Source organism: Aliidiomarina sp. B3213 (assembly GCF_003290085.1).
In the GTDB taxonomy this organism is placed as follows: Bacteria; Pseudomonadota; Gammaproteobacteria; order Enterobacterales; family Alteromonadaceae; genus Aliidiomarina.
This window is the reverse complement of sequence record NZ_QMKJ01000004.1, coordinates 250,377-266,684: the sequence shown is the minus strand read 5'-3', so window position 1 is coordinate 266,684 and position 16,308 is coordinate 250,377. Positions and strand designations below refer to the sequence as shown.

Sequence of the window (16,308 nt, the reverse complement as noted above, 5' to 3'; positions counted from 1 at the left end):
GCAGGTTCTTGATGAAGCCAACAATTTGGCTTCATCCTGCTGAACGGGCTGAGCTCTGCGAAGGCCTGTCCAGGCTTAAAGCCCTTCGCGTTGAGCGAGGGGCTTTTTGTTGATGGCTCCTCCCAATTCCAGAGCAGCTGGGGTTTCGTTCATGCGCCCGGCTAAATTTAACCATTGCTTAAGCGCATAACTTCCATAAGGCTCCCGATAGTCTCTCCACAGAGACGCCGTAAACCCATCCATGGGGGCTTCTCTTCGACATCCTTGTCTCAGAGACTCTGTGGAGAGACTATCGGAATCCTTTCTTATGGAAGCTATGCTTATTCAACATGAGTTATCTCCACAAGATTATAAAGTCAGAGCACAAGCCAGGTGCATCGAGCACCTATCTTGTGCGTTCGTGCTAGGTATTGAGCTACGTTCGTACGGACCGCTGTGCGGTCTGTACGATGATGGTTGTACTCCTCGAATTCAACAGCTCGGTAAGCTAAAGAACAATCATTGACGTCCAACCAAGTCCTGCTATTACTTAAAGTTAAATTTCTCTTACTTGGTGAATATGCGAAAGTTACTAATCTTAATAACGTTAGCCTTTGTAGGTACAGGTGTATTCATTATTCCAGATCTTTTAAGGCAAGATGAGAAAACCAATCTCGGAAATTCCGCTACTCTAACATCTAGTAATGATCAGATTTTGCGTGCTTCGTCCGATATTAGCGATCGCGACTCTCCAGACGTACAGCAAGTAAATGATCCTGATCTTGCTGCGCAAAGCGATGCTGATCCTGTGACTTATGAAGGTTACGTTATTCCAGAATGGGTAGTCGAAGAAGTTAATGTCCTGATGTCTAGAGACATATCTCAACTATCCGGAATGGAACTAAGAAACTTTGTATGGCAGCTAGGGGCCGAAAATTCATGGTATGGCTACTATGCGTTAGATAGAATGAGTCTGGAACAGTTACAATTGTTTGCTGCGAGTATGGCTGATGACTTCCGAGCTCTATATGTTACAAATCAGGCGCAGGCTTTGTTCGTTGATAAATTTGAGGAACGGTTTCCCGTGGCTTTACATCACTCTACTGATGAAGAGACAAAGGCAGAAATTATTTCTCAATTATCCAATAATGCGGTCGAAGTTTTTAATCGCGAAACCATTATTGAGTTTCATAATACACTAGAAATCGTCCCGCGAAATCCTTAGTTAACCCCCTATCCTTGTGATTCTTGCAACAGTGTGAATATCACTATTTTTTAGTGAAAAGACCTACTTTCATCATTCGTTGTTTCAACAAATAAGGTGCTTAATTTGAATAAGTATCTGAAACCTAATAATTATTTTTTTTGGCATTGTTATTGAATAGTAGTTGTATCTTTAACGGTGGTTTGGAGTTTTGAAATGAAAGTTCTAGGTATTATTTTCTTATGTATTTTAGCTGTGATGTTCGGCCCTGCATTAATCGGTGCGATCTTGGGTGGCGCGTTCAGCTTAATCGTTTCATTAGGCGTACTTTTGCTAGTGGGTGGCCTTATCTATTTTGTGGCGTTCCTAGTTTTAGGTAGCGTTTTCTTAGCTTGTTTAGTTGCGGGCGCTGCGGTTTTACTTATGACCATGGGTGCTTGGCTACCGGTTCTGATCGTTGGTCTTATTGCAGTATGGTTTTATAAGCGTACCCAAGCGGCTTAATTTCGGGTAAAGTGATAGCTCAAATTTTTGTTAATTCTCAAGGGTTAATATGCGTTATTGTTTGAGTTTGTTATTCGCGCTTGTGTTCGCTTTTCCCGTTTTAGGTCAGGGCATAGTCGCTGATTCTTTATGGTTAAGAGAGAGCATACCGGGACAACCGAATGGTGCTGGATTTGGTACCATTGAGAACCATAGTTCAAACGACATGGTGTTGGTTAGCGCTCAGATTGATATAGCTGGCGAAGTTCAAGTGCACGAGCACGTGCATGAGAATGGTCAAATGCGTATGCAGCGTATGGAAGGCTTAACTATTAACGCTGGTAGCTCGGTGATGCTTCGCCCAGGAGGTTATCATTTAATGCTTCTTGGTTTACAACAGCCTTTGGTATCTGGCGATACCCATCGCGTAACATTGTTATTTTCCGACGGAACGCAAGTGGAAGTAGAAACAGAAGTTAAACCATTAGTGCGTCAGCACCAACATTAATAAAACCGTTAACTTCAGGAAATATCCTTGTTTTGTAGTAAAATACATAGCATAGACACGGACAAAGGGAATCCACATGAAATTGAATAAGCTAGCTTTAATCACTGCAACAGCAATCGCTGGTGTTGCAGTTATACCAAACGCCAATGCCGATTGGTTGTTCGGCGTTCATGCAGAGGCTCAATATTGGCAAGCGGAAAACGAAGGTGGGATTACGCAGTCTCCGTCTGATCATAACTGGAATTGGGACGACGAGGGCGCAAGTCGACTCAGCGTTAATGTGAATCATTTTGTACCGTTCGTGCCTAACGTCATGGTACAACGGCAGTGGTTAGAGAGTTCTGGTACTGCGGCTCACTTAAATCCTTTAACTATCCGCGGTACTACATTTAACGTACCCGCCGATCCGGGTAATTTGGAAACAAATTGGGATCTTGGCCACGACACATACACGCTTTATTATCGTTTGTTCGACAATAGCCTGATCGAGTTCTACTTTGGTCTGTCGGCTAAGAAATTTAACGGAAGCATGATGGTTTCAGATGGCAACTCTACGTTCAGCCAAGACATTTCTGAAACTGTGCCGATGGGCTATCTCAGACTTACAGCGGGCCTTCCGCTAACGGGGTTCTCTGTTCGAGCTCAAGGTCAGCCCGTGCCTATTGGCGATCATGATGTTTACGATATGGAAGCATCAATCCGTTATGAGTTTTTGGACACGATGGCTTTTGACGGTGTGATCGCCCTGGGGTATCGCCAGTTCGACTTTCAGCTAGACGATGCGTCTGGCCTTTATACCGACTTCTCGTTAACCGGACCGTTCCTGAACGTTTCGCTCCATTTTTAACGAGTAGATGTTCTTTGGAGTGAGAATATACCATGCAGATTCTCCTCCAAAGACTTCATATATCGGCTATTAGGCTCTACTTTAGTAAGCTTGCACAACTCTTCGCCTACCATGGTGTATTTCAAGTAATTCAATACCGAATTCGGTTTCATCGGACATATTTGTAAAACATCTCCGTTGAATTGAAACTTTAAACTCTCTCCGACCTTTAACAGGCCAGACTCAATACTCTCCCCATGTAGAATGCCAATATCCATGAGGGTAAGTAGATCTGGATAATTAAGTCCCGACTTCGCTAAGTTAATCTGTCTCTTTAACGGGGGTTGCAATACGTTCCATTTTGGTGGTCGCGCTTCTGTACCAATGATGATCTTACTTCGTTTCAGTCGATAGTCGAGTACCGTTATAGACTTAGCCTTACGCAAAATTGCTGCTTCATAAGGAGTTATTTTTGCAAGTAAACGTAGAGTTCTTAAAGAGAACGTTCCAGGAGCCATACTTTCAGCCACTAAAACCTTGGCCCAAAGTTCTTGCATTCTTGGGTTGGACGAGCGCTCTGCTAGCTCTATGAACTCCATCAGCCAGTCGGTTTCCGGTGGCGCTAACGACGGTGATGACGCTTTTTCCAGTGCTAAGGCTGTAATCGCTTCTATATTCTGCTGCTTCATTTCAGAAAATAGTGAAGCTCTATTGCTTGCTCGTTCAGCTAAATTACCGAAAAAGTTGTCGCTGTCACGCGGCAGAACACCTAGCGAATCCAAACTTAGCGCGAGCTTATTTAGTGTATTTAGCTTGGCTCTTTTTTGCTGAATCTGTGTGACTGATTTCATAGACTCAACCTCCCTACAATTTCCCCTAACCTCTGTTATCGGTTTATGATGAAAAATATTTAACTGAGAACGGTTTATTTTTATTTATTGGCTACACTTAGAATATCGATAGTGCGTCGTAGTTCTCTTATCGAGATAAGGTGGAAGGGCGAATGGGTGAAGTGGCAAAAGACGATTTATTAGTGTTCTCGGATGAACCCGAACGAGTAAGTCACAGTGGTAAAGCTCCATGGCAGGTACTGATAGCCGATGATGACCCAGAGATTCATGCTGTTACTAAGTTAGCGTTGTCTGACCTTGTATTAGAGGGGCGTCAATTAAAATTCTTCGACGCATATAGTGGAGAAGAAGCGATAAGTATTTTAGAAGCGGAACCCGATATCGCTATGGTTTTGCTGGATGTTGTAATGGAAGCCGAAGACGCAGGGTTAAAAGCAGTAAGGCGTATTCGTGAAGATTTAAAAAACGAAAGCGTCCGCATTGTACTTCGTACTGGCCAGCCTGGTTATGCTCCTGAAGAGGAAGTCATAACCGCGTATGATATCAACGACTACAAGACCAAAACAGATTTAACTCGCAATAAACTTTTAACTACGGTTGTTACAGCACTTCGGTCGTACCGGCAACTGAAAACCATCACCCAAAACCGCAAAGGCCTTGAGAAGATTATTCGAGCAGCCGCAACGCTTATGGAGCGGCACTCAATTATCAATTTCTCCGAGGGCGTTGTTACTCAATTGGCGTCACTTCTGGGTATGTCTCCAGAAGGGTTGTTGTGTGTGCGCACTCACAAGGAAGACAACACAGACGACATAGTCGTACTTGGAGCTGCCGGTCACTACGCGTCCTCTATTCAACGATCATTGTCGTCGATTAACAATAGATTAGTCGAGAGTGCGGTAACTAAATGCTTGGAAACACAAACGCATATCTACTTAGATGGTGCCTCGGTATTTTATATCGAAGGTAAGGGGCATCATGCCGCAGCCTACTTGGACAACCATCGCCCATTAGAGGATATTGACCATCAAATTATAGAGATTTTCTTGGCTAACATTTCTATTGGCTTTGAAAACGTGAACTTATTCGAAGAGCTACGAACAGCCGCATACAGAGACCCACTCACAGGATTGCCGAACAGAGCAGAATTTTGTCGTTTACTACAGTTTTCTTATGAGGAAGGCCACGATCATATTTACGCAATTTGTGATGTAAGTCATTTCAGTGATGTGAACGAAACACTGGGGCAAGAAGTGGGTAACTCATTATTGAAAGCGATTGGTGATAGGTTTCAGAGTTCATTCTCGGAAGACGTTGTTATCGCCCGCATTGGGGCTGATGTTTATGGAGTTATAGGACCGCGCAAGGAGGTAACCCCCGAACGTATCCGACAGATTGCTCAAGAACCGTACATGGCGGGCGAAGATCGAATCCCAGTTCAACTAGTTGCAGGCTTTACGCAAACTCACGGCGCTAGCACAGGGTTAGACATTCTTAAGCAAGGCTACATAGCCTTAAAGGCTGCCAAAGTGAATCGGCTTGATGGCTACGCGTATTTCCACCCGGCAATGGAAGAGGAAACCTCAAGGAGATTGCATCTAGTACGTCGGTTACGGAGTGATTTCCGAGACGAGAAGTTAGCGGTTTGGTATCAACCTCAAGTGAATATATCGACAGGAGAAGTCGTTGGCTTCGAAGCCTTATTAAGGTGGCCACAAGAAGACGGTAGCTTTATTCCGCCCAATGAGTTTATTCCATTGGCAGAGTACTCGGGGCTGGTCGTAGACATTGGCGCATGGGTTCTTGAAGAAGCATGCCGCGATTTACAAAGTCTGAGCGATATATGCGCACGCCCTCTTAGAATGGCAGTAAATGTATCGATTCCTCAGTTTCGTAATAGTGATTTTCCGTCTCAGGTAGAGCGCGTATTAAAACAATACAATATTTCTGAAGGTCGTCTGGAAATAGAAATCACCGAGTCCATCATTATGGATGACCCTGAAACTGTTATTGCTATTTTAAAGCGTCTAAGAAGTGAAGGAGTTGGTGTTGCGGTAGATGACTTCGGAGTTGGATTCTCTTCTTTGAATTACATTCAGAAGTTACCCATAAGCAAGTTAAAAATAGACCGCACATTCGTGCAGAACTCAGATACTAAAAGTGGAGCGGTGATCATTGAAACCATCACTCGGATGGGGCACGAATTAGGACTAACTACCATTGCAGAAGGTATTGAAACTCAAGAGCAACGTAAGCATTTTGAGGGGCTTAAAATACAAGAGGCTCAAGGTTTCTATTTCGCGAAACCCATGCCTCTTGAACAAGTTCAATCGTTTTTAAAGCAGACTAAATGTTGCTTACAGGAAGGTAAATCTTAGTAATAAGAGACAACTTCCTCGGCGACCATTTGGTAACCCACCAACGCTAAGTCAGAGTCTCTGTGCTCCACTTTAACCGTGCCCGTTACCCAAACTGCGTCGTATGTAACAGGGTAAGGAACCCCTTCAGGAAAAGTTACATGTATAATTTGGTTTGGTGGTGGTGGTGGAACGTGAATACAAGCGCCGTAATAAGGCACAAGTAAAAACTCAGTAACGTTACGGTCGTCGCCTTCTAATTGCACTACATAACCAGGAATCTTTATAGTCTCACCATCTAAAGCTTCTACAACAGGAGCGTCTAAGTTGGTTTGTACCTGAGCTTCCGGGTTCATTTCATAATAAGAAGGGTCTTGAACAGGAGGTGCTTCCCAATCACTCGGCTTTAATTCTGACCATCTAACTTCACGGACGTCTGCAATAGCTGTATTCGCCATTAGAAAACTAGCGGCAACAGCAATGAAAGCAGCTTTAACCGAAGAGTTGAAAAGCATAAAACCTCCTGAGTAATAACCTTATTAGGCTTTTTCTTGAGCGCGAGCGTAAGACGTTTTAATTTCTTCTTTCGCAGCTGCTGCGTCGGCCCAACCGTCTACTTTGACCCACTTGCCTTTCTCAAGTTCTTTGTAACGCTCGAAAAAGTGTTGAATCTGAGCTTTCAACAATTCAGGAACGTCATTGATATCTTGAATGTGGTCATATTCTTTGGTGAGCTTGCTTACAGGAACCGCAATAACTTTTGCGTCTTCGCCAGACTCGTCGGTCATGTTAAGAACACCAACAGGGCGGCAGCGGATCACTGAACCAGGTGCTAACGGGTACGGAGTTGGTACTAGTACGTCAACCGGATCACCGTCAAGAGATAGCGTTTCGTTTACGAAGCCATAATTGCATGGGTAGAACATAGGTGTAGACATAAAGCGGTCTACCCAAACGGTACCCGTGTCTTTGTCTACTTCATACTTAATCGGGTCGGCATTTGCTGGGATTTCAATAATCACATTTACTTCTTCTGGCATGTTCTTGCCAGCAGGAACGTCGCTAAGGCTCATGATGTTTTCCTTTTCTAAACACTAATAATTAATCTTGGGTTGTGACTACTGGTCAGGGCGGTCACAAGCTACTTTTTTGTGGTAGTCCAAACACGCATTCACCTCGTTTTTAGACCCCATAATCACTGATATGCGTTGATGTATGTCTGTCGGTTGCAAAGACATAATACGCTCGTAACCCGTGCTTGCTTTACCGCCTGCTTGTTCAACAATAAAGCTCATTGGATTTGCTTCATATAGCAAACGCAATTTACAGGGTTTATCCGCATTTTTATAGTCCGCAGGGTAAGTGAATATTCCACTGCGCGACAGAACGCGATGAACGTCGGCAACCATTGCTGCACACCAACGCATATTAAAATTCTTTTCCCTTGGGCCTTCCTTTCCTTTCAGCAAGTCTTGGATATATGCCTGCATAGGTGGCGTCCAAAAGCGCTCATTTGACATGTTAATGGCAAATTCTTGCGTGTCTTGAGCAATGTTGACTTGCTCGACAGTGAGTAAGAACTCACCCACAGTATGGTCTAGCGTGAATACACGAACACCTTTACCCGTAGTGAGCACTAACATGGTTGACGGACCATAAAGAATATAACCGGCAGCAATTTGCTCGTCGCCAGTTTGTAAAAATAGTTCTTTTCCAGACGCCGCGTGCTTTGGCTTTTCCAGAATTGAAAAAATAGTGCCGACAGAACCGTTAATGTCTATATTTGAACTGCCGTCTAATGGGTCATACGCAACAAGGTATTTTGCGTCAGGATTTCCCATAACCACGTCGTCTTCTTCTTCCGAAGCTACAGCATGAACTAGGTTGGTTTCCAACAACATATTTTTGATCAACTGGTTTGAAACAACATCCAGCTTTTTCTGAGTTTCACCCTGGATATTTTCGTCTAAGGTCGATCCTAAAGTGCCCGCTAAGCTACCTTGGTGAAGACGATGTGAAATTTCTTTTGCAGCAGTGAGGAGCGTATTGATAACAGATATTAAATGGAGCGGTACGTGGTCGTTATTTAATACCGGAATTAAGCGTTGCATGTATAGCCTCTCAATTGCTGGGTTTCAGTGAAAGTTAAGAGTGAACAAAAACGCGCGGTATTGTAACCGATTTCAATTATAAATGCCCGAATTAACGGAAGGTTGAATGTGAAATCCAGTCATGCGGTATTTAGCTAGCAATGTTACAATAAACCCTATCTTAAATTTGCTTCTAGCACAGGAAGTTATCTTGGCACAGCATATTCATATTCTCGGTATTTGCGGCACTTTTATGGGCGGTATTGCGGCCTTGGCTCGTGACATGGGATTGAAAGTTACCGGCTGGGACGCACATGTTTACCCACCGATGAGTACGCAGCTTGAAAACTTAGGCATTGATGTTACCGATAGCCTCGACCCGCAGCAATTTGAAACGCCTCCAGACCTCGTTATTGTCGGTAATGCCATGAGTCGTGGGCATCCTTTGGTCGAGTGGTTACTTGAGCAAAATATCCCGTTTCTTTCTGGCCCAGAGTGGTTGGGGAAAGCCTTACTACGGGATAAACACGTTCTTGCGGTGGCGGGTACACACGGAAAAACCACGACTGCGAGTATGTTAGTTAATATCCTAGAGGCGGCAGGACTCAATCCGGGGTTTTTAGTGGGGGGAGTTGTTCGCCCATTCAACCTAACGGCACGCAATACTGAGAGTCGTTACTTTGTTATTGAAGCCGATGAGTATGACACAGCGTTTTTCGACAAGCGTTCTAAATTTGTCCATTACTATCCAGATACTTTTGTCATTAATAATCTTGAGTTTGATCATGCCGATATTTTTCCTGATCTTGCGGCAATTCAAAGGCAGTTTGCTCATGCGCTTCGTCTCGTTCCTTCCTCGGGGCATGTCATAGTTCCTGAGCAAGACAACGCCATTGCACAAGTATTAGAACAAGGTGTTTGGTCAGAGGTTTACCCTGTTGGTGCGCAAGAGCATCTTCATGTTGAAGATAGTTCGGCTGCTGGCGAAAAATTTACGCTAGTGGAAACAACGAACAAGCAACAGGTTACATGGCCTCTTTTGGGCGAGCACAACGTGAAAAATGCATTGATGGCCACAGCGGCTGCTAGAAAGGTGGGAGTTAGCCTTGAGCAAGCTGCAGAAGCGCTACAGTCATTTGCTGCTCCAGCTCGACGTATGGAAGTAAGAGCGAAGTATCCATGGGTTACATTGTATGACGATTTTGCCCATCATCCGACAGCGATTGCCACAACCCTTTCAGGGCTGCGCCATAAGGTAGGCGAAGATGAAAGAATCATAGCGATTTTCGAGCCACGCTCAAACACCATGAAAGCGGGGGTGCATCAGGGAAAACTGGCATCTGCTCTGGCTGAAGCTGACGAGGTTTATGTGCTACAACCTGAAGGTGCACAGTGGCTAGAAAACGAGGCCCAACTTGCGAGCAATGGTTGGCACCTCTTTTCTGATTTAGCAACTCTAGTGACAGACCTTACTGAAAATTGCACGCCCCATTCAAAGACTGCAAAGGCGCATTGGCTGGTTATGAGTAATGGTGGCTTTGGTGGCATTCATGAAAAACTCATCGCGTTTCTAAACGAAGCCTATGGAGAATATAATGAAGTCTAAACAAGACATTACTTTGGCTTTAACAGGAGCTTCTGGTGCTCCGTATGCGCTTAGGTTGCTAGAGAAGCTTATTGAACAAAAGCAAACGGTACATGTACTGGTTTCTAGTGCCGCACGAGTGGTTCTAGCAACTGAGCATGGACTCAAGTTATCAGCTGCCCCAGAGTTACAGAAGCAGCAGTTGAGTGACTGGCTTACCGAGAACGGGGTTGAAGTTGGTCAAGAGAGCCTCCATGTATACGGCAAAGAAGAGTGGTTTTCCCCTGTTGCTTCGGGCTCTGCTGCGCCTCATCGTATGATTATTTGCCCGTGTTCTACTGGAACGCTATCAGCTGTAGCAACTGGGGCAAGCGACAACTTGATTGAACGTGCAGCGGATGTGGTGCTGAAAGAGCGTGGTCAACTGATTATGGTGCCACGGGAAATGCCGTTTAACGCGATTCACCTAGAGCATATGCATAAGCTCGCATTGATGGGCGTGACCATTATGCCTGCGTCGCCTGGGTTTTATCATCAACCACAGTCGATACAAGATTTAATAGACTTTGTTGTCGCACGCATTCTCGATCATCTCGATTTACCTCAAACCTTAGCCCCTAAGTGGGGCTACGGTCATCAAGAATAAAACGGTTAGGAGTTACACATGACCTATGCGCTGGAGATCAGTGGCTTAAAGAAAACATACCGAGGTGGCTTCCAAGCACTAAAAGGGCTTGATCTTAAAGTTCAGGCCGGAGACTTTTACGCGCTTCTTGGGCCGAATGGCGCTGGTAAATCCACCACTATTGGGGTTATTGCTTCTTTGGTGAATAAAACCGAAGGCAAAGTAAAGGTGTTTGGTTATGACATCGAGACCCAGCTTACCGAGGCCAAAAAGCAAATTGGCTTAGTTCCTCAAGAGTTTAATTTCAACCAGTTTGAAACGGTTCTACAGATAGTGGTTAACCAAGCCGGCTATTATGGCGTGCCTCGTTCTTTGGCTAAAGAGCGTGCGGAAAAGTACCTCACGCAACTTGGCTTATGGGAAAAGCGTAACGACCCAGCGCGCAACCTATCTGGCGGTATGAAGCGTCGTCTTATGATTGCTCGGGCGCTATTACACGAACCGAAGCTTCTCATTCTTGATGAGCCGACAGCAGGTGTAGATATAGAATTACGTCGCAGTATGTGGGACTTCTTGAAGCGAATTAACTCTGAAGGTATCAGTATTATTCTTACCACTCACTACTTGGAAGAAGCGGAAATGCTTTGTCGAAACATAGGTATCATCGACAAAGGTCGTATTATTGAAAATACCTCTATGAAGGCGCTATTAAGCAAATTGAATGTAGAAACCTTTATTCTTGACCTTGAGCCTACAGAAAAGGACATCCAAATTTCTTCCGTGCAAATGCGTCAAGTTGACGATCACACCATTGAGGTAGATGTTCCTAAAACTGAAGGACTAAACAAGGTGTTTGAAGAGTTAAGTGAACAGGGTGTGAAAGTGCTGTCTATGCGCAATAAAGCGAACAGACTTGAAGAGCTATTTGTAGACTTGGTCGAACAAGGTCGAGAAAAGGAGGCATCGTAAGCATGGGGAACTCAATACAATTTAATGCGCTAAAAACCATTTGGATTAAAGAGTGCACGCGGTTTCTACGTATTTGGGTGCAAACACTTGTTCCGCCAGCTATCACGATGTCTTTGTATTTTGTGATTTTCGGTAATCTTATCGGGGAACGCATCGGTCAAATGGGTAGTGTTGGCTACATGGAATTTATTGTGCCCGGTCTTATCATGATGTCGGTCATTACCAACAGCTATTCGAATGTGGCTTCATCGTTCTTTAGCGCCAAGTTCCAACGCAACATTGAAGAGATGCTCGTTTCTCCAGTATCGCACCTAACTATCGTATTAGGTTATGTGGGAGGCGGAGTTGCAAGAGCGCTTATCGTTGCGGTTATTGTAACGTTGGTGTCTAGCTTTTTCGTGCCGCTGAACATTGAAAACTACGGCATGATTATTTTAACCGTGCTGCTCACTTCGACGTTATTCGCATTGGGTGGTTTATTAAACGGTATATTTGGTAAAACCTTTGACGATATTTCTATTATCCCGACCTTTGTTCTTACTCCATTAACGTATTTAGGCGGCGTGTTTTATTCCACTGAGCTGCTCTCTGAGTTTTGGCAGGGCGTGTCGTTGCTAAATCCTATTATTTATATGGTAAATGGTTTTAGGGCAGGATTTATTGGTGTATCGGACATTGCGCCACAAACAGCGTTATTGGTACTTGTCGTGTTTAATGCCGTGTTCCTAACATTGGCATTAAGCCTACTTAAGCGCGGTGTAGGTATTCGTAGCTAATGACAGCTAAAGCTCCGCGATCGATTACGACAAACCAAGAGGGGGTCCACGAAGACCTTCTCGAAGTAGTCGAGCGTTATAAAACTGCCGAATATCGAAAGCCGATTGCGGAGCATACCCAAGTTGCGTTCGACGCCATTAATGAGGTTGTGCAAGGTTGGCAAGGGGACATTATTCTCGACTCTTGTTGTGGAGTTGGAGAAAGCACACTAGAAATTGCTACGCGTTATCCCGAAGCGTTAGTAATAGGTGTCGACAAGTCGGAGGTAAGGTTAAACCGCATAGAAAGTTATGGTGAGCAAAAGGGTGTAGATACCTCTCGCGTTTATATGGTTCGTGCGGACTTAAACGACTTTTGGCGTTTGGCAGTTAATGCCAACTGGTCTCTAGCAAGACACTATTTGCTTTACCCCAACCCGTACCCTAAAAAGAAACACTTACAAAGGCGCTGGCACGCAAGCCCTAGTTTCCCATTCTTACTGAGATTAGGTGGAGTGCTTGAGGTTCGTTCGAATTGGAAAACTTATGTCGATGAATTTGCCGCAGCGCTGCAATGTTATCAAGTAGCTGCCGAAACGAAGCAATACCAACCTGAAGGTGAATACTGGACACCGTTTGAAAGGAAATATCACGGAACAGGTCAAGACATTTGGTTCTTAACTGCTGATCTAGATTAATCCACTAGTTTCCGCAATAGTTTTAAGTTCTTTATGCAACCGCGGAGCCTGCTTCGCAATGTCACGTTGTTCCTGAATCACTTCTTCAAGCATTGCTTCTGTAGTGAGCGGGTTGGCTAATACAGTTCTAAAAACTACCGTAGGTTCACCATGGTACTGGGCCGGCGTTAGCTTTGTTCTCGATACAAACGATTTACCCGCTTCACGTTGGCTCTTCTGAATAAATCGAGTGAGTGAGTTCAATGTTGGACTCAGGGCCTTCATTTGTTCAGCTGTTGCATTGGCTAACGCAGGCTTCAGGAATTCAGGTACATAGCGGTAGGTTAGTAAGCACAATTCCGGCTGGGTTATGACTTCAAAGTCGGGTTGTTGACCAATGAGCTGAGCGAAGTGCTTGGCTTTGTCTAAGCTGGTGTCTATAAGTAATTCGAAACCTTTTCTACCCATTACGTGTAAAGCCGAGTAAACCAGCATTGCCATACCAGCACGTGAGCCCTCAAGAGTATGGCTTCCTAAGTCTTTAGAGCCTCTACGAATGACATATTCGGCGTGATGCTCAATAGAATTGGCAAGATGGGGCTCTTTAAAAAGGACCATACCCGCACCCATAGGCACATACATTTGCTTATGCGCATCAATGGTTACACTGTCGGCACATTCAATACCACGCATAAGAGAGCGGTGTTGGTTGGACAGAAGCGTTGCTCCACCCCATGCCGCGTCCACGTGAAAGTGAGCATTATATTCTTTTGCGATGTCTGCCATGTCTTGCAGAGGGTCGATATGTCCAGTTTCTGTAGTTCCCGCTATACCTACGATGGCAAAAACCTTTCCACCTTGCTGATGAATATCTTGGCAGTGCTGGCGCAAATCATCGGTACGAATACGGTTATTTTCGTCGGTAGCTACGGGTACTAGGTTTTTGCGGCCAATTCCAAGTACGTCAGCGGCCTTCGACAAAGAGTAGTGTCCACGCTCTGACACTAATATCACCAAGCGATTGAGCCCGTAATGTTGCAAGCCAGCTGCTATACCTTCAGCACTAACTCCTGCGAAGCCTTTTTCCGCCGGTAACGCTCTGTTTCGAGCAACCCAAAGGGCTGTAATATTCGCTATGGTTCCACCTGAACAGAATGCCCCTAAAGAATGCTCGGCACTGTGCATCCAGGTTTCATAAAAGGAGTCTTCTTGCTTATACACTAAGTGATGTAGCATTCCTAAAACTTGGCGTTCTAATGGCGTAAAGGCCTTAGAGGTTTCTATTTTTACCAAGTTCTGGTTCAACCCAACCATTAGCTTTGCCAAAGGCAGCAGGAAGTAGGGAAGAGCAGACGTCATGTGACCTATAAATCTCGGGGAAGCGGTATGTACCGAGTGCGCCACAAGCTTGTTTAATAGAGTTTCTGTATGTTCAGAAACAAATTCAGGATTTTCTGGAATCGCGGAATCAGAGAAGTCTCTCTCAATCTCATGAAGCGGCTTTTCTTTCGCAACAATATGGTCGGTAAGAAACCCTTCAAGGTTCTCCGACAAATGGCGTTCTATTCGACCTAACGTTGAATCGGGCGCTTCTGGGATGGTGAAAATACGATGAAGCGCATCAATATTAACGTCCGCTGTGCTTTTCCTAGTCAAACAACTTTCTCCAGAAAATTTGAGCCGCAAACTTTACCATACGAACGAGGAAAAAAGCCACTGTGGGAGGTTTTTGATTGACTACAGCTGAACTTCTAAATTGTCGATAAGACGTGTTTTCCCGACATAAGCAGCTGCCAAAATAACTAAGCTTTGGTCTGTGCTTTCTGGAAGGAGCAAATCAGACTGTCTTCGCACTTCTAAGTAATCGGGTTTAATATCGTGCTTAACCCAATCTTGTCTCGCCTCTGCTATTGCATCCGCCAAGGGTTGTTGGTTTTTCAATGCTTGGGACAAGCGCTGTAAACTCTTTTGAATAATAGTCGCGCAGTTGAGTTGTTCCGTACTGAGGTATCCATTACGAGAACTTAGAGCAAGCCCGTCTTCGTTTCTTTTTGTATCGACACCGACAATCTCGGTGGAAATCGACAAATCGGCGACCATCATTTTGATGACTAATAACTGCTGGTAATCCTTCTTTCCAAACACGGCAAATTCAGGTTGCAGCATATTAAAGAACTTACACACTACCGTTGCGACACCCTGAAAATGCCCCGGACGACTTGCGCCACATAGAATGTTCGAGATTGCAGGTACTTCTACCTGAGTTTGTTGTGCTAATCCTCGCGGGTAAACCTCTTCTGCATGCGGAGTGAAAACAACATTCACGCCCAACTCGGCTAGCGCAGCTTTGTCTTCTTCGAGTGTTCTAGGGTAAGTGGAAAGGTCTTCGTTTTGCCCAAATTGCATTGGGTTTACAAAAATAGAAACAACCACATAATCAGCAAGCGTTTTTGCCTTTTCTACTAAAGCAAGGTGACCAGCATGAAGATTACCCATGGTAGGCACAAAGGCTACGGTTTTCTTTTCTAGTCGCCAAGCGTTTCGCAAATTGCGTAGCTCGTTAATGGTTTCTATTTGCTGCATGAGTTTTACTCGAAAGTGTGCTCTTGGGCAGGGAATTCTTTTCGTTTAACGGCCTGAACATAAGCCGATACAGCACCTTCAAGGCTACCACCGTTAGCTAAAAAGTTCTTAGTAAACTTAGGTAAGTAATCTGCATTCATACCAAGCATGTCGTGCATAACTAGAATTTGACCGTCGGTTTCTGCTCCAGCACCAATCCCAATTACAGGTATGCTTAACGCTTCGCTAAAGCGTTTGCCTAATCCTTTAGGTATACACTCCACAACTAGAAGCTGTGCGCCTGCTTCTTGTAATGCTTTGCCTTCCTCAATTAACTGATTCGCTTGTTGCTCGGTTTTTCCTTGAACTCGGTAACCGCCGATCACGTTAACTTGTTGTGGTAACAAGCCTAAGTGGGCGCATACGGGTATGCCATGCTGCGTTAGATGCTTCACGGTGTCCGCTAAATGTTGCCCACCTTCCATTTTCACCATATTGGCACCTGCTCGCATGAGTTTTGCGGCAGACTGAGCTGCATCGTTGGGGGTGCTATAGCTCATAAATGGCATATCTGCGATAACAAAGCTATTCGGGGCGCCTTTTCGAACGCAAGACGTGTGGTAAGCAATATCTTCTACGGAAACGGCTAGAGTACTGTCATCACCGTGCAGAACCATGCCTAAAGAGTCGCCGATAAGCATAACTTCGACACCTGCGTCCGCAAATAGCTTGCTAAAGCTTGCGTCGTAAGCAGTTAGGGCGGTGATTTTCTCACCCTCTTTTTTCATTTTGAAAAGCTTTGAGATTTGGATGCGACTCATAGTGGGTTTCCTTAGC

At 44.7% G+C, this 16,308-nt stretch carries 17 protein-coding genes; 10 read left to right on the top strand and 7 right to left on the bottom strand.

Features of this window, described 5'->3' with window-relative positions; translation table 11 throughout:
• The first annotated feature begins 694 nt into the window (after window positions 1-694).
• The 4 genes from DQX04_RS12290 (at window position 695) to DQX04_RS12275 (ending at window position 3,021) form a co-directional block, all read left to right on the top strand.
• Complete coding sequence (locus DQX04_RS12290; RefSeq protein ID WP_126266363.1) at window positions 695-1,204, top strand: hypothetical protein; 510 nt, start codon at window positions 695-697, stop codon at window positions 1,202-1,204.
• Between the two features lie 195 nt (window positions 1,205-1,399).
• Complete coding sequence (locus DQX04_RS12285) at window positions 1,400-1,687, top strand: hypothetical protein (protein ID WP_111916230.1); 288 nt, start codon at window positions 1,400-1,402, stop codon at window positions 1,685-1,687.
• Window positions 1,688-1,748: 61 nt separating this feature from the next.
• Window positions 1,749-2,174 carry a copper chaperone PCu(A)C gene (locus DQX04_RS12280; protein WP_165831998.1) on the top strand — a complete coding sequence of 142 codons (426 nt, stop codon included), beginning with the start codon at window positions 1,749-1,751 and terminating at the stop codon, window positions 2,172-2,174.
• 76 nt (window positions 2,175-2,250) lie between these two features.
• Window positions 2,251-3,021, top strand: a complete 771-nt coding sequence (locus DQX04_RS12275) for a TIGR04219 family outer membrane beta-barrel protein (RefSeq protein ID WP_111916228.1) — start codon at window positions 2,251-2,253, stop codon at window positions 3,019-3,021.
• Here DQX04_RS12275 and DQX04_RS12270 read toward each other — a convergent pair.
• Entirely contained in the window at window positions 3,018-3,851 is an 834-nt protein-coding gene (locus DQX04_RS12270; RefSeq protein ID WP_111916227.1) for a TIGR03899 family protein, read from the bottom strand. The genes DQX04_RS12275 and DQX04_RS12270 overlap by 4 nt on opposite strands.
• A 152-nt stretch (window positions 3,852-4,003) precedes the next feature.
• Here DQX04_RS12270 and DQX04_RS12265 point away from each other — a divergent pair, with 152 nt between their 5' ends.
• The gene (locus DQX04_RS12265) at window positions 4,004-6,229 is read left to right on the top strand and encodes an EAL domain-containing protein (RefSeq protein WP_111916226.1); all 2,226 of its coding nucleotides are present in this window, start codon (window positions 4,004-4,006) and stop codon (window positions 6,227-6,229) included.
• Here DQX04_RS12265 and DQX04_RS12260 read toward each other — a convergent pair.
• The 3 genes from DQX04_RS12260 to DQX04_RS12250 are packed head-to-tail and all read right to left on the bottom strand — an operon-like array spanning window position 6,226 to window position 8,319.
• Window positions 6,226-6,723, bottom strand: a complete 498-nt coding sequence (locus tag DQX04_RS12260) for a DUF3299 domain-containing protein (RefSeq protein WP_207916393.1) — start codon at window positions 6,721-6,723, stop codon at window positions 6,226-6,228. The genes DQX04_RS12265 and DQX04_RS12260 overlap by 4 nt on opposite strands.
• Window positions 6,724-6,747: 24 nt before the next feature.
• Window positions 6,748-7,281, bottom strand: coding sequence for an inorganic diphosphatase (ppa, locus tag DQX04_RS12255; protein ID WP_111916225.1), 534 nt, complete (start codon window positions 7,279-7,281; stop codon window positions 6,748-6,750).
• Window positions 7,282-7,326: 45 nt separating this feature from the next.
• The gene (locus tag DQX04_RS12250; RefSeq protein ID WP_111916224.1) at window positions 7,327-8,319 is read right to left on the bottom strand and encodes a class 1 fructose-bisphosphatase; all 993 of its coding nucleotides are present in this window, start codon (window positions 8,317-8,319) and stop codon (window positions 7,327-7,329) included.
• A gap of 190 nt (window positions 8,320-8,509) precedes the next feature.
• On the opposite strand from DQX04_RS12250, the gene mpl reads away from it, so the two are divergent.
• Genes mpl through DQX04_RS12225 form a run of 5 tightly spaced genes read left to right on the top strand, consistent with a single transcriptional unit; the run spans window position 8,510 to window position 12,930 of the window.
• A complete protein-coding gene (gene mpl, locus DQX04_RS12245) occupies window positions 8,510-9,904 on the top strand; it encodes a UDP-N-acetylmuramate:L-alanyl-gamma-D-glutamyl-meso-diaminopimelate ligase (protein WP_256371954.1) in 1,395 nt (464 codons plus the stop codon).
• A complete protein-coding gene (locus DQX04_RS12240; RefSeq protein ID WP_207801119.1) occupies window positions 9,894-10,529 on the top strand; it encodes a flavin prenyltransferase UbiX in 636 nt (211 codons plus the stop codon). The genes mpl and DQX04_RS12240 overlap by 11 nt, the downstream gene beginning before the upstream one ends.
• Window positions 10,530-10,547: 18 nt before the next feature.
• Complete coding sequence (locus DQX04_RS12235; RefSeq protein WP_111916221.1) at window positions 10,548-11,477, top strand: ABC transporter ATP-binding protein; 930 nt, start codon at window positions 10,548-10,550, stop codon at window positions 11,475-11,477.
• Between the two features lie 2 nt (window positions 11,478-11,479).
• Complete coding sequence (locus tag DQX04_RS12230) at window positions 11,480-12,253, top strand: ABC transporter permease (protein ID WP_111916220.1); 774 nt, start codon at window positions 11,480-11,482, stop codon at window positions 12,251-12,253.
• On the top strand, window positions 12,253-12,930 hold the full coding sequence (locus DQX04_RS12225; protein WP_111916219.1) for a tRNA (guanosine(46)-N(7))-methyltransferase TrmB: 678 nt from the start codon (window positions 12,253-12,255) through the stop codon (window positions 12,928-12,930). Before DQX04_RS12230 ends, DQX04_RS12225 begins: the two co-directional genes overlap by 1 nt.
• Here the strand turns inward: DQX04_RS12225 and panP are convergent.
• The 3 genes from panP to panB all read right to left on the bottom strand — a co-directional run bounded on the left by panP (window position 12,922) and on the right by panB (window position 16,292).
• On the bottom strand, window positions 12,922-14,565 hold the full coding sequence (panP, locus tag DQX04_RS12220) for a pyridoxal-dependent aspartate 1-decarboxylase PanP (RefSeq protein WP_111916218.1): 1,644 nt from the start codon (window positions 14,563-14,565) through the stop codon (window positions 12,922-12,924). The two genes, DQX04_RS12225 and panP, sit on opposite strands and share 9 nt — an antisense overlap.
• Before the next feature lie 81 nt (window positions 14,566-14,646).
• Window positions 14,647-15,492 (bottom strand): pantoate--beta-alanine ligase, encoded by an 846-nt coding sequence (panC, locus tag DQX04_RS12215; RefSeq protein ID WP_111916217.1) that lies wholly within the window; start codon window positions 15,490-15,492, stop codon window positions 14,647-14,649.
• A gap of 5 nt (window positions 15,493-15,497) precedes the next feature.
• Window positions 15,498-16,292: a 3-methyl-2-oxobutanoate hydroxymethyltransferase gene (gene panB / locus DQX04_RS12210; RefSeq protein ID WP_111916216.1), complete on the bottom strand. Its 795-nt coding sequence runs from the start codon at window positions 16,290-16,292 to the stop codon at window positions 15,498-15,500.
• Window positions 16,293-16,308: the final 16 nt, after the last annotated feature.